This is a genomic window from Chryseobacterium sp. GW821-FHT04C04, assembly GCF_059420365.1.
This window is the reverse complement of the sequence record NZ_JBWKTO010000006.1, coordinates 255057-268781: the sequence shown is the minus strand read 5'-3', so window position 1 is coordinate 268781 and position 13725 is coordinate 255057. Positions and strand designations below refer to the sequence as shown.

The 13725-nt window shown below is 36.1% G+C and carries 11 protein-coding genes; 7 read left to right on the top strand and 4 right to left on the bottom strand.

Features of this window, described 5'->3' with window-relative positions; genetic code table 11:
- Window positions 1-3: 3 nt before the first annotated feature.
- Window positions 4-1347: an SWIM zinc finger family protein gene (locus AC07UM_RS20740; protein ID WP_494684465.1), complete on the top strand. Its 1344-nt coding sequence runs from the start codon at window positions 4-6 to the stop codon at window positions 1345-1347.
- A 147-nt stretch (window positions 1348-1494) separates the two neighbouring features.
- Here the strand turns inward: AC07UM_RS20740 and AC07UM_RS20735 are convergent, their stop codons facing one another.
- Window positions 1495-1947, bottom strand: coding sequence for a VOC family protein (locus tag AC07UM_RS20735; RefSeq protein ID WP_494684464.1), 453 nt, complete (start codon window positions 1945-1947; stop codon window positions 1495-1497).
- A gap of 492 nt (window positions 1948-2439) precedes the next feature.
- Here AC07UM_RS20735 and AC07UM_RS20730 point away from each other — a divergent pair, with 492 nt between their 5' ends.
- From AC07UM_RS20730 to AC07UM_RS20715, 4 genes are all read left to right on the top strand, one after another.
- Entirely contained in the window at window positions 2440-3957 is a 1518-nt protein-coding gene (locus tag AC07UM_RS20730) for a TROVE domain-containing protein (protein ID WP_494684463.1), read from the top strand.
- Window positions 3958-4120: 163 nt separating this feature from the next.
- Entirely contained in the window at window positions 4121-4777 is a 657-nt protein-coding gene (locus tag AC07UM_RS20725; protein WP_494684462.1) for a hypothetical protein, read from the top strand.
- A gap of 421 nt (window positions 4778-5198) precedes the next feature.
- Window positions 5199-5822, top strand: coding sequence for a DUF6584 family protein (locus AC07UM_RS20720; protein ID WP_494684461.1), 624 nt, complete (start codon window positions 5199-5201; stop codon window positions 5820-5822).
- 242 nt (window positions 5823-6064) lie between these two features.
- Window positions 6065-6286, top strand: a complete 222-nt coding sequence (locus AC07UM_RS20715) for a phosphate ABC transporter substrate-binding protein (protein ID WP_494684460.1) — start codon at window positions 6065-6067, stop codon at window positions 6284-6286.
- 1016 nt (window positions 6287-7302) lie between these two features.
- On the opposite strand, the gene AC07UM_RS20710 is transcribed toward AC07UM_RS20715, so the two are convergent.
- Together AC07UM_RS20710 and AC07UM_RS20705 are read right to left on the bottom strand one after the other, a co-directional pair.
- Window positions 7303-7641: a helix-turn-helix domain-containing protein gene (locus AC07UM_RS20710; protein ID WP_494684459.1), complete on the bottom strand. Its 339-nt coding sequence runs from the start codon at window positions 7639-7641 to the stop codon at window positions 7303-7305.
- Window positions 7642-7653: 12 nt separating this feature from the next.
- Window positions 7654-8082: a transposase gene (locus AC07UM_RS20705; protein WP_494684458.1), complete on the bottom strand. Its 429-nt coding sequence runs from the start codon at window positions 8080-8082 to the stop codon at window positions 7654-7656.
- A 618-nt stretch (window positions 8083-8700) separates the two neighbouring features.
- Here AC07UM_RS20705 and AC07UM_RS20700 point away from each other — a divergent pair.
- A complete protein-coding gene (locus AC07UM_RS20700) occupies window positions 8701-10239 on the top strand; it encodes a SulP family inorganic anion transporter (RefSeq protein ID WP_494684457.1) in 1539 nt (512 codons plus the stop codon).
- 125 nt (window positions 10240-10364) lie between these two features.
- Here AC07UM_RS20700 and fusA read toward each other — a convergent pair whose 3' ends face one another.
- Complete coding sequence (fusA, locus tag AC07UM_RS20695) at window positions 10365-12431, bottom strand: elongation factor G (protein ID WP_494684456.1); 2067 nt, start codon at window positions 12429-12431, stop codon at window positions 10365-10367.
- A 625-nt stretch (window positions 12432-13056) separates the two neighbouring features.
- Between fusA and AC07UM_RS20690 the strand changes: the two genes are divergently transcribed.
- Window positions 13057-13725: an HAD family hydrolase gene (locus AC07UM_RS20690; protein WP_494684455.1), complete on the top strand. Its 669-nt coding sequence runs from the start codon at window positions 13057-13059 to the stop codon at window positions 13723-13725.

Sequence of the window (13725 nt, the reverse complement as noted above, 5' to 3'; positions counted from 1 at the left end):
ATTATGGAAGATACGCTTATTTATAACTATTCAGGGAAATCCTCCCTGGCTAGGAGAGATGCCATGGAAGAACTGTTTCTTGCTAAATATAGTGAGATACAGAAAGACACTGGTGTTTCGTGCTTTTTTTGGGGAAATGTAGGACAGCCCTTTATTTTAGCGAGGTGTCTGATCACGCTTTCCAATATTGTGAAATCCAGCTTTAATTTGTCTCCTTTTCAGATGGCACTTCTTAAAGATCCTATTGTGACTGCCGGAAATAGAAGATTACGCTTTGAAGGTTTTTCTCATTGTGCAGGAGTTTACGCAAGGCTGGACGTTCTTCCTGATGGCCTTGATGGTGAATTCCTAGAAAACGGAACAACGAATGTGGATTTTAACCAGCCGATGATAACCGCATTGGGAAGTATCCGACCGAATGAAAAGATTATGCTTTCCGTTGGTGAAAAAGAAGTTGGGCTTTATCAGGAAGAAAAAAAAATAATAGAAAGAAAAGTACCTCTGCCCGTAAAATGGATCAAAGGTCTGGGAACCGTTCAGGTCTATTTATCAGAATCTGAAAAGCGATATACTTTTAATAGAATTCAGACACAACAGCTATTTCGTGGAATGCCGAAAGGAGTAGTAAAGTCTGATTATTATCTTATTGTGAGAGGAAATAAGCCAATCTTCTCTCCGGTAACATCTGCAGATGCCGTTTGTATAGGAGGACTTCACAGGCTTCGTCTGTTGGAACCTTTGCTTCCGTATATTGATTCTATGCAGGTTTTTCCACATGCTAATATGCAGTCTACTACCTGGCAGCTTTATATGGGGAATATCAGATTCAGCTTTTCTTTGTCAAGAGAATGCTGGAGAGGTTTCTCAGGAGAAGGCGCTCTACTGGACAGTTTGGTTTCTGAAGTTTCAGATGAGTGGATTGACGCTTTGGACAAATATGCCTATGCCAACCAATCTTTTAACCCGGCCATGCTTGCTCTGGAAGAGAATATCAGTTTTAATAAGACTGAAAATATTACAGGAAGGCTTGCTGCAATGGGATTGTTAGGCTACGACCTTGATGATAATGAATTTTTCTACCGAAGGCTTCCTTTTAAATTAAACCGTATCATCGGATTAAACCCCCGTATAAAAAATGCTGAAAAGCTGATAGAAGCGGGAAAAGTAGAAATTTTAAACAATAATAAAGAAAGAACAGAAGCCAGAGTAGAAGGAACCGGTGTGCATCATACGGTCATCATTGAAGACGAAAAAGAACGCTGTACCTGTGAATGGTTTAGTAAGTATCAGGGGGAAAGAGGACCCTGTAAACATATGCTGGCAGTGAAAAAACTGGTAAATAATTAGAAACTGTTGATGCTTATTATATTATTTTGTTAACAATCGCAAAGGTGCAAAAATTAGTTTTTATAAGAAGAACTCATCCTTAATCTCCTTAAAATTTTGATTTTTCCGCACCTTTGCATTGTATAACATTTAATAAACTTTTATTTATTAATTTTTTGCCTGCTTCAGCCATTCTTCATAGCTAAGTACCCCCAATTCCGGTTTGCTTTCACCCTCCAGAATAGAAATAAGCTCAAGCTGGTTTCCATCCGGATCATTAAAATAAATAGCCAATGCGGGCATCCATGCGAATACCATAGGCTCAACACTGCCGTTTTTTAGGAAATTATAAGGTGTTAAATCTTTATTTTCTAAATACTCTACTGAGTAATTCAAAATATCTTCCTTACTGCTTGAAAAGGCAAAATGTCTGGTCTGAAGATTCTCCTTCTGCTCCCATAGCCCCAGCATAAATTCTTTACCCTCTCCAACCCATAAAAAAGCAATAGGTCTGGTTTCATCTCTATGAGCCAGTTTCAATCCTAATACTTCCGTATAAAACTGAATTCCATTTTCCAAATCACTTACCTGTACATGAGTTTCATATAATCCGTTAATCATAGCTTTAATTTTAATGACACAAAGCTAGAAAACCTCTACTGAAATACCTGTTGGAGACGATTTCTTTAATGAAAATGAATCATAGAAGGATTTTATAATTAGGAATTAGGAATTAGGAATTAGGAATTAGGAATTAGGAATTAGGAATTAGGAATTAGGAATTAGGAATTAGGTTGTTGTTAAATATCAATAATTGTTTTCAATGTTAATGCAATAGGGGTGGGCTTTAGCCCACGTAATAAATTATGACTTCATTCCGCCGGCTTCAGCCAAAACTTAAAATCTGCATAATCCTGCAAAATCTGCGAGAGTCATTCAAATATCATATTCAATATAAATATCCTTTTGATCATATTTCAAAAATAAAAATTTAAAAAAAATCAAAGAAAAAAATACTACGCAAAAAGAATGCGTAATACTGTTTTTACTTTGCATCAGAAATCAGAGTGGACGTATCAAGCCTTCTCCATGTTTAACAAAAAAACAGTAACCATGAAATTTAATTTTTTAAAAAAAGAAAATAAAGTAGTACAGAACTACGAGGGTGCAAAAGTATATGCGATGACACCTGCAGAAGAATTGTATAGTGCTGTTGTTACAACAGGACTGTCAGATGCCAACTATGAAAAAGGAAATGACAGGTTGGAAAGAATTCAGTCTCTGATTAAAAAAAATGATCCTGAATTCGTGGCAAAACTGGCCGTGTATGTAAGGAAAGATATGTACTTGCGTTCCATTCCATTGGTTTTGACAACTGAATTGGCAAAACAAGCTTCCGGTACAGACCTGGTGAGCAGAACAGTAGATGGAATCGTTCAAAGAGCAGACGAAATCACAGAATTGCTTGCCTATTACCAGCTTGCGAATAAAAGAACAGATACTAAAAAGCTTAACAAGCTGTCAAAGCAGATTCAGAAAGGTCTGGTGAAGTCATTCAACAAATTTGACGAATATCAGTTTGCAAAATACAACAGAAAAGCAGATATAACCTTGAAAGATGCCCTATTTCTGGTTCACCCAAAAGCTAAAGACGAAAACCAGCAGGCAGTTTTCAACAAAATTGCTAACAATACACTGGAAACACCTTATACTTGGGAAGTTGAGCTTTCTGTTCTTGGTCAAACGAAATTTGCAGATGATGCAGAAAGAAAACTCGCCTTCAAAAACAAATGGGAAGAACTGATCTTCAGTAACAAATTGGGGTATATGGCAACGATGAGAAACTTGAGGAATATCCTTGAAGCCGGAGTATCATCTGACGCAATGAACAAAGTTTGCCGATATCTTTCTGATGAAAGAGCGGTATCCAACTCAAAACAACTCCCATTCCGATTTCTGGCGGCTTACAGAGAATTGAAAACCATAGATTCTCCTTATCTGTCATCAGTATTGGAAGCATTGGAAGATGCCGTAGTGGTGAGTGCCAGAAACATCAAAGGCTTTGGTTTTGATACTTCAGTAGTGATTGCTGCGGATGTCTCGGGTTCTATGCAGAAAGCGGTTTCCAGCAAAAGTAAAATTTTGCTGTATGACATCGGTTTGCTGATGTCGATGATCCTGCAGTCACAGTGTAAAAATGTGGTGACAGGTATCTTCGGTGACCGCTGGCTGAGGGTTCCAATGCCTAAAAATGGTATTTTGAGGAACGTAGATGCATTCTACAAACGTGAAGGTGAAGCAGGATATTCAACCAATGGTTACCTGGTCATCGAAGATTTGATCAAAAGAGGAGAAAAAGTAGATAAAGTAATGCTGTTTACCGATACTCAGATGTGGGATAGCACAGGAAACAGAAACTCCTTTGAAGACGTATGGAAAAGATACAAAGCCATCGCTCCTCATGCAAAACTGTATATTTTTGACCTTGCGGGTTATGGTACACAGCCGCTAGATATCAGGAAAGATGATGTGTGCCTTATTGCAGGTTGGTCAGACAAAATTTTCGATGTACTAAATGCTTTGGAAGACAAAAAATCTGCAGTGAAAATGATTCAAAAAGTAGTGCTGTAATAGGCACTGCTTTTAAAAATAAAAACGAACCATCATAAAAACAATCAATATATTTAGAAGCTTAATCCCGCTTTCCACTATATCTTTTTCGCCAGAGCTTTTTTCAAGCCATTCAGAAAAAGGATGCCGTTGCAATCGGGGCTAGTAAATTAAACTATATACTATGAAACTCATTAATGCAATTGAAATTAATCCATTACGATATTTCAAAGAAGAATTCGGATTACCGGAAATTGCCGATTATCCCGATTATAAAGAATGGTTTACCAAATGGGAAGAATCTGTTTCTCGGCTGAATTTTAATTTTGAGACTATTGAGAAAGGGTCTTATTTAGTAGATATTGAAACCATTGATGATGAAACTCTGAAGATGATTATTGAACCTAAAATTGAAGACATAGAATCAGAGGAATCTGAAGAAGATCTTTTCGTCATGGCTTTTGACGGTGGGATTGTATTAAAAATAGAAGATAAAATATTGATACAACCTAATTGTTGTGGTGACATAAGTAGTATTGAAGATTGGAAAAATATTTTTAAAAATCCATCTTCAGAATGGAGAGATATCTGGATAGGACATCCGTGGGTGTTGTATAAAAGAGAAAAAAGAAAAATCTGTTTCTCAGAATATACAGAATCCAATATTGAAGATATTGAAAATATAAAAATTGTTGCAGAAGTAGATGAATCCGAACTCAAAACTGAGTTGGAAAAAGTAATCCAGCATCAAATCAATTTTAAAAACAGAATATTATCTATTTTAAAAACGATGAACTATAAATATCCGGAGAAAGTTTCTAAGCAATTAGCCGGAATTTGAAAGTGACATAGGAAATGGAGGCGTTAAGAAAATAAGCTATGCGAACGTTAAGAAAATTCTATTGTTTGAAGCGCGATACAGAAAGTGAATCGAAGAAGTAACATTACATTCGCGCAAGTTTTAGAATTTTTAGAGAGGATAGGTTATTTTTAGCCGTAGTTTCCAAGTCTTGAACTTTTGGTTCTTTTGCTTCAAGGCAAAACGAACAAAATTTAAATAAAAAAATAAACTGCGTAAAAAGGCTGCGTACATATAGTGTAATTTTGCAGTGTTAATGAAAATCAGTGATATAAAGGGGTCTTCGATTCCAAAATGAACAAACCAATGTCGTTACGTAAGAGTTCCATCATCAAACTTTTAATTTGACCAGAATCAAAAACTCTTATACATTGTTACTTGGTTTTAAAATAGAAATAAAACGATGGGAGATTTATTGTACAGAACTGAAGAAGATCTTAAAGAAGGCAGAAAGAAAAAGGCATGTGACAGGTTAAGAAATATGATCAATCAGTTTCCCAATGATATTTCCCTGAGAAAAAAGCTAGGACAAATTTATTTTGACGCAGGATTCCTTGATGAAGCAGGTAAATTCTGGATTCTATCCACGCCAGAAAATCATGAAATGGAAAAGGCCGTGGAGATTTACAGAAAGTCTTTAAGCAATTCGGGAAATGCAATTTTAAAAGATATTATTTTCAGAGGAGATAAAGGCTTGCTTAATGAGTACGCCATTAAAGTAATCACTGAACTTGAGCAGCATAGTCTCAAAACCACAAAACATATTCCTGCTTTTAAAGCTAAAACAAGAGAAAAAGGAAACTATTCAGAAAAGCACACGGATTTTATAAGCAAAATTGGATTTTTCTTATTAGTCGGATTCATTATTTTAATTCCAATTTTAGGAATTTTTAAATTGCTTGAATTAATCTCGTCATTATTTTTAAAACAAAACAAGCTGCGTAAAAAGATTGCGTACATGCAATATAATTTTGCAGTGTTAATATTACTGGTGCCATTAGAAAGACATCCTTCGATTCCAAACTGACAGAGTCTTTCACCAGATCGCCCGGTAACGAACCAATGCCGTCAATAAGAGTTTCATCGTCAACTTCCAATTGAACATCAATTACTCTTATCATTCATTGCTTGGTTTTTAATAAAAAATAACTGCGTAAAAAGAATGCGCACATGAAATATAAATTTGCAAAAGATAAAAAACTAATAACCATGAATAACTATAAACCAGATCTAAAATAAGCCGTGTATTGAGGTTAATACTCAATACTTATGAAAAAAATTAAAGCGGTAAGACAAAAATTCGGATTCAATGAATATGGATTAATTGACTTTCCAATGAAAATTTCCGGTATACAGATTTCCAGAATCTTGTACGGGGATGAAATGGGTTGTTCGCGCTGTTTTACACACGGTTTTGAAGTGGTGAACGCAAAGTATACAAAGTTCCAGCGAAATTGGAAGAAGTACAGAAGAACCCAATGGAAAAATTAAAATCAGGTGTCGTTTTGGAATCGTACTTCGAATTAGCCATCAGGTCACAGGTTCGATTCCTGTCATTCTTGTTGTAAACGGAATGTAGCTCAGAAGGTGGAGCAGATGAGACAGAAAGATTCTGCCATTTTTACCCTGATCATATAAAAGAGTGCCGTAGAGAAGGTTTACTTGGGAATAATTTGGTTCAACTCCAAAACAGATTATGAAAGTAATTTTGTAAAAACCTTTTCGAATCTAGTCTCTTTTATTAAAAAAATATAAATCAAAAAATAAAGAAATAAACAATAATCAAGTGTCGTTTTAGAATCGTACTTCGAGATTGAATAAACATTGGGTCGCAGGTTCGAATCCTGCCTTTTCCCTCGAAAAGGAGAAGTAGCTCAGCAGGTAGAGCAAATGCACGGAAGATTCTGAGAATTTTACCTTGATAGTAAAAAAGAGTGCCGTAGAAAAGGCCTACTTCGGTTTAATTTGGTTCGACTCCAGAAGGTTATGAAAATGATCTTGTATAAGTCTTTTCGAATCTTGCCTCTTTTTATTTAAAACAAACAAACAAACAAACAAACAAACAAACAAACAAACAAACAAGTGCCGTAGAAAAATGTTACTTCGCTCATCACGACGGGGTCACGGGTTCGAATCCCGTCTCTTCCACAATAAAAAAACACGATTGATATAGGAAGAGTAGCTCAGTTGGTTAGAGCACGACTGCATTATTCACCTGTCGCCTTGTTTTCATACAACAAGAAGCCGAAATTGGGACGTTGGAAGAATCTTTGTATCATAATTTTCTATAAAGTCAGATGATTTTTTCAGACTTTAATACCTTCCTTCTTCCCATTTTCAGCTTCTTTATATTCATATTATGAAGTGTCGTTAGGAAAAAATTCATCGTAACACAACTATGGGAGGAATAGCGAAGCCGGTCACTCTGGCAAGGCTATCCGGTTCGACTCCGGCAAACGGCAGCCCTTTTTTTTCCTTATTATTACCTTTATAAAAATGCCGGTAGATTATTTACCGGCATTTTTCATGGTCTCTTCCAGCTCTCCTTCAAACAGCATCTTCCATTTGGTAAGAGTCGTTCTGCTTATTTTATATTTTCTCGACATATAACTGGTAGAATAACCATGCTTTTTCTGATATTGCAGCAATTTTAGCATAGTCTGCCTGTCATAGGTTCTGAGCTTTTGATTTTCACTGGATTGTTTGAAAAGTTTATCATTAAATTTAAGAACATCCTCACTGCTATGGAGCTTTTCAAGAAGTTCTTTGATTTTCGGATCCTTCAGCTTTTCAGGATGTTCTATTCTGAGCATATCCTGATAGATTTTTTTGTAATTGGGGCGCATGTCTTTATCTGTTTATCCGTTGGCATTATCACTCTTCTGAAGCCATCTGTGAAGAGTACTTTTCGGAATAGAATATTCTTTAATGACTTCGCTTTGCGTCATCTCACCGGAAAGAATTCTTTTCATAATAAAGTCTTTGATTTCCTGGGTGTAAATGTTTTTCCTGAAATAAGGTGTTTTTTCAGACTTCTGCTGGTTTTTGTTGATGGCAGAAGGAGGTGCATATAAAATCAAATGTGAGCTGTAGAGCCTGAAGAAATCATATTCTAATAATTTGCTCCATCTTAAAAGAAGATCTGTATCCATCGATCTGCTGACATACATCATTTCGATAGTTCCTTCGTCTTTGCCTAAAAATTTGCAGATTCTCTCTATTGTTATTTCATTTTCATCAACCCTCTCCTTAATAAACTTTCCAATATGGATTTCTTTATATAACATTGTTTATTGAATATTATTCTTTTGTTTTAACTTATGTATTAAAAAACGATAATAGAATATATATTATTTTGTAGAGTGTACAATAATTCACTTTAGTTTGAGATTGATAAAAATAGAAATTATGATTCAAGAATAGGTAAATGCGTTTGATGAGACTATTAGCCTAAAAAACGGATTTGTGACTTACCAAATAACTTTAAAAAAGGTGAGTAGGGAGCACCTTAATGTACTTGGGATATATTCTTTATTTTCAATGGATTCTTCTTCTTCTCTTTCAAACTTCTTTTTCCTGCCATTTGTGTAAAATAATATATAACCTATTAAGATTTTTATATAATTCTATGAGTTAAAGCTGTAGATAGATTGATAAACAGCTTTTCCCGCGTTGAATTTTTAATTAGTACCAAATAATTGCTTATTCGCTTTCAAATGTAAACAAAAATAAGAAGTAAAAACAACCGGAAATATAAAAATCATGCTTTATCTATTGATTTTAATTAAAATTAACATATTATAAGATTTAATGTGTGAATTATTTAAAGTGAAAAACGTAGCCGTAAAAAATGATAAAAAGAAAAAATTGTATACCATCGGGACAGTCCATACCTTTGCCAATCAATGAAGAATACCATAAGCTTATTTGATTTTTCGAAGAAAATCAATTACAAGAATGAACTGCTGGCTGGCTTTACAGTAGCCATGACGATGATTCCTGAATCTCTTTCATTTGCGATTCTTGCCGGTTTGTCTCCACTCACAGGGCTTTATGCTGCCTTTATGATGGGATTGATAACAGCTGTTTTTGGGGGACGCCCGGGAATGGTTTCCGGTGGGGCAGGAGCAACCATTGTTGTCTTGATTGCTTTGATACAGTCTCACGGAATAGAATATCTTTTTGCCACTGTAGCATTAGCCGGAATACTTCAGATGTTGGTTGGGATCTTTAAACTGGGAAAATTTGTAAGACTGATTCCACAACCCGTTATGTACGGATTCCTGAACGGATTGGCTATTATTATTTTTATGGCACAGATTGAACAGTTCAAAATTACAGACACCCATGGGGCTGTAAGCTGGCTGCAGGGAATGTCTTTATATATAATGGCTGGTTTAACAGCCCTGACAATTGCCGTAGTCTACTTTTTCCCAAAAATAACAAAAACAGTCCCAGCCTCTTTAGTAGCGATTATTGTAGTCTTCGCCGTAGTTCTTGGATTTAATATTCCAACAAAAACGGTAGCAGATATTGCCCATATCAGCGGAAACCTTCCCAGTTTCCATATTCCAAAGATTCCTTTTTCTCTGGAAACCCTACAGATTATTTTTCCATATGCCTTAATCATGGCGGGAGTAGGTCTTATAGAATCTCTTCTTACTTTATCAATGGTAGATGAAATCACCAATACCAAAGGCAGCGCAAATAAAGAATCTGTGGCTCAGGGATTGGCGAATGTTACCAACGGTTTTTTTGGTGGAATGGGAGGCTGTGCAATGGTAGCACAAACACTGGTAAACCTTAATGCAGGTTCCAGAGCGAGACTGTCGGGGATTATAGCATCGCTGCTGATTTTGATCATTATCCTTTTTGGAGCTCCTGTGATAGAGAAAATTCCTATGGCGGCTTTGGTAGGAGTGATGATGATGGTAGCCATCAGCACATTTCAGTGGGTGTCAATCAGGATTGTTAATAAAATGCCGAAGTCCGATATTTTTGTTGGAGTTACGGTAGCATTGATTACCGTTATTTTACATAACCTGGCGTTGGCGGTTTTGGTTGGGGTTATCATCTCAGCATTGGTTTTTGCATGGGATAATGCTAAAAGAATCAGGGCAAGAAAACATATTGATGAGAATGGAGTGAAGCATTACGAAATATATGGACCTCTGTTTTTTGGTTCAGTGACAGCATTTACAGATAAGTTTGATCCTGCGGATGATCCGGATCAGGTGGTGGTTGATTTTAAAGAAAGCCGTATTGTGGATATGAGTGCAATAGATGCCTTAGATAAGTTATCGAAACGATATAAAGAACAAAATAAAACATTACACTTACGGCATCTCAGCGAAGACTGCCGGAAAATATTGAGAAATGCAGAAGCGGTAGTTGAAATTAATATTGAAGAGGACCCTACTTATAAGGTAATTCCGGAAAAATAGTTGAAACATCAACGGTGAATTTTGTATCAATTATCAATTATCAATTATCAATTATCAATTAAAATATATAAACCACCTCAATAACCAGACAAGGACTGTAAGATAAATCTACAGTCCTTGCTTATTTAGGTTATTAATGTATTCGCGATAAAATCAGGCACTAAAGCATAGTGCGACAATTTCATGCTGATGGAAGCTCGTCCGCTTGTCAGCGTTCTCAGATCGGAAATATACCCGAAAGTTGAAGCTAACGGAACTTCCGCCGCAAAAATCTTTCTTCCTGATTTTTCATCAATAGAAGTGATGATTCCTCTTCTTCTGTTGATATCTGCAGTGACAGCCCCCGTGTATTCCTCAATACTTTGAATCTCTATCTGCATGACGGGCTCCATCAATTTAGGACTGCATCCTCTGGCAGCGGCTTTGAATCCCTCTCTGGCAGCAATTTCAAAATCAAATGCAGCAGAATCCTGAGCATGGAAAGAACCATCCAGAAGGGTAATCTTCATGTTTTCCAGAGGATATCCTTTTAATGGGCCTTGTTCCATAGCTTCTCTGAATCCTTTTTCAACAGAAGGAATAAATTCAGTGGGAATGACACCTCCTTTGATTACATTGACAAACTCCAGTCCCTGTTCATTGTCATTCCTTGGTCCGATTTCAAAACTGATATCAGCGAACTGTCCGCTTCCTCCGTTTTGTTTGGAAAGCTTTTCTCTATGGATTTTAGTTCCCGTTAAGATCTCACGGTAAGAAACTTTAGGTCTTCCCTGATTGATTTCAATACCATGATTCAGACGGATTTTTTCCAAAGTAACCTCAAGGTGAAGCTCTCCCAGCCCACTCAATAAAGTCTCTCCAGTCTGTTTATCCCTCTCAACAACTAATGAAGGATCTTCCTCCTGAATTTTAGCCAGTACCAAACCAAAAGATTTCTCATCACCATTCGTTTTCGGCTCAATAGCAACTCTGATAACAGGAGTTGGGATCGTAATCGCTTCCAGTAATACCGGCTTGTCCAGAGAAGATAAAGAATCTCCGGTTTTGGCATCCTTTATTCCTGTTAAAGCAACAATATCTCCCGCTTTAGCTTCATCCATTGATAATGTTTTATCCGACTGCATCTGTAAAATTCTGGAAATCCTAAAACTTTCACCCGTTCTTACATTCAATATTGTATCGCCGGATTTTATCATTCCGGAATAGACACGAAGCATGGCCAGTCTTCCCATATGTTTATCAATCACAACTTTGAAAACAAGCCCCGAAAAAGAAGCTGCTTCATTTCTTTCCAGTATGACTGCTTCTTCTGTATGAGGGTCTCTTCCCTGCAGGTCAGCAAGCTGATCCGGAGCTGGAAGATAAGTTACCACAGCATCAAGAAGAGGCTGGATTCCCTTATTCTTAAAGGCAGAACCGCAGAGAACAGGAACAGCTGCTCCGGATCTGCAGACTCGTTGTATAGCTTCTACGATCATTTCAACGGTGACTGAATTTTCGGTATCCATAAAAATGTCAAAGAAAGTCTCATCATATTCTGCAAGAGTTTCCATTAAATTCATTCTATATTCATCAGCTTCAGTACGGGATGCTGTCGGAATGTCCTTTTCATCAATGGTTTCCCCGGTTTCATCGGTCCAGTATAACGCTTTCATTTTGACAAGATCAATGACTCCTTCAAAATGTACTTCAGCGCCAATTGGAATCTGAAGAGCAAGAGGAACAGCATTGAGCTTGGTTTTTATCTCATGGAGAACCGCAAAGAAGTCTGCCCCAATTCTGTCCATTTTATTGATGAAACATATTTTGGAAGTGCCATGCTTTTCAGCCTGGTACCATACATTTTCAGTTTGCGGCTGTACACCGGATGAAGCACAGAAAACTGCCACAACACTGTCCAGAACCCTTAGAGAACGTTCTACTTCCACTGCGAAATCAATGTGTCCGGGAGTATCAATAATGTTGATATTATAGACTTTATGATGTTTTTTCCATTGCGTTGAAACAGCAGCTGAAGAAATGGTAATCCCTCGGTTTCTTTCCTGAATATCCTTGTCCATGGTGGTATTTCCATCATCTACATTACCGATTTTATGAATGAGTCCCGTGTAATACAGAAGTCTTTCCGATAATGTTGTTTTTCCTGCATCTACATGTGCTATGATCCCTATATTTCGTGTGTTGTATTTCATTTTGTTTGATTTAAATTGTTGATTTTTAGATCTGTATTTTGAAAAGGTTCTGAAAAAATGAACACAAAATACACTCCGGCTTGATAAAACCGGCAAAACATTTTTGTATTTTGAGTTGAGAAAAATTTTCAGAGATCTTAACAAATAACAGAAGTTGTTTGAATTGTTAAAGTCTGAAAATAGGGCAGCAAAAAAGACCTATCCGAATAGATAGGTCTTCAATATATTTTTGGGTATAAAAGATCTATAGAACTATTCAGATAAATATTCAGTGCTGCCAAAGAACACAGCTCTGACAGGATTGCTTAAAGTTATAATATTTATCATTTTTGTTGACATTGTTGATTGTTAATCGGTTGCGAAATTATAATTTTTTTTTGATTTCCAAAGAATTTTTGCAACTATTTTTTTGTGAACGGAAATTAAACGGTTCATCAATCATCTTCTGAGAGTCTTTGAAATTCTTCAATTTTCATAAAAATATCTTAAAACACAGAACTAACGTAATGCATTTATGATAAAAATTTTATCTTTGGGAAGAATAGTATTTAAACACTTGTTGATGATTAAAAAAAAATAAATCTTTTTCAAGAAAGCTAAATAAAAACTTTTAACTTAAAACCTATTGAAAACAGATATCGACATCCATAACCACTGTCATTTTTCTTTTGACCTGTGGCTCACCTTAATCAAATCTCATCCTGAATTTAAAGCAAAAAGAGTTGAGCTGTTCTCCTCGTTTTTTAATGTAGATAAACCAATAGAGGAGGTTGCGAAAACCGTAAAATATTACGATGATCTTTGTAATACTATTAATGAGGTGACAGGAGGGAATATAGATACATTTGAGATGTATCTGATAATTCTTGGTTCCCTGAATGTAGATATAAAAGAGTTAAATAAAGAAAAACTCAATGAGTTTTATGTAAAGAGTGAAAACTTATTTCTGGAGTACAGACCGGTTATAATTTTTGAAAATATTCATGGTTTTTTTGAGGATATCAAAAACCAGGGAAAGACCATTAATATTTTAAGCAACACAGGATTTATCAAAGGAAAAACGATGAGAAAATTTCTGATTCATGAAAACCTGGATCAGTATATTGATTTTCATATTTATTCTGATGAAATCAACTGTTCCAAACCGAACCCACTTATTTTTCAGGAAGTGAAGAATAAGATCAAAGACCAGGATTTGCCACTGCATCAGATTTTGCATATCGGAGACAATCCGGTAGCCGATTATCAAGGGGCAAAAGACTACGGTTTCAGTGCACACTTACTTAAACACTAA